Here is a 325-nt window from a genome sequence, read left to right as displayed (position 1 = left end):
AGCGCGGCGATCTGGCCGGGCGCGACGAGGCCTATCACGATCTGTCGCGCTGCCCGCGCCATGGCTATGTCGCGTTTTATCTGTGGCTGCGCGCGCAAGGGATCGATGCCCTGCTGCACATGGGCGCGCATGGCACGCTGGAATGGCTGCCGGGCAAGGCCGTCGCGCTGTCGGGTGCCTGCTGGCCCGAGGCGCTGATCGGCAGCCTGCCGGTGATCTATCCCTTCATTGTCAACGATCCGGGCGAGGCGGCGCAGGCCAAGCGCCGCATCGGCGCGGTCACGCTGGGCCACATGCCGCCGCCGCTGCGGCGCACGGAAAGCGG

The 325-nt window shown here is 70.5% G+C and carries 1 protein-coding gene; it reads left to right on the top strand.

Going from position 1 to position 325, the window contains the following annotated elements:
• On the top strand, nt 1-325 hold a 325-nt coding region (locus H926_RS35060; protein WP_043610679.1), incomplete at both ends, for a cobaltochelatase subunit CobN.

Source organism: Novosphingobium sp. B-7, assembly GCF_000410615.1.
In the GTDB taxonomy this organism is placed as follows: Bacteria; Pseudomonadota; Alphaproteobacteria; order Sphingomonadales; family Sphingomonadaceae; genus Novosphingobium; species Novosphingobium capsulatum.
Note: the sequence above shows the minus strand (reverse complement) of the source record. Positions and strands in the feature narration are given on the sequence as shown.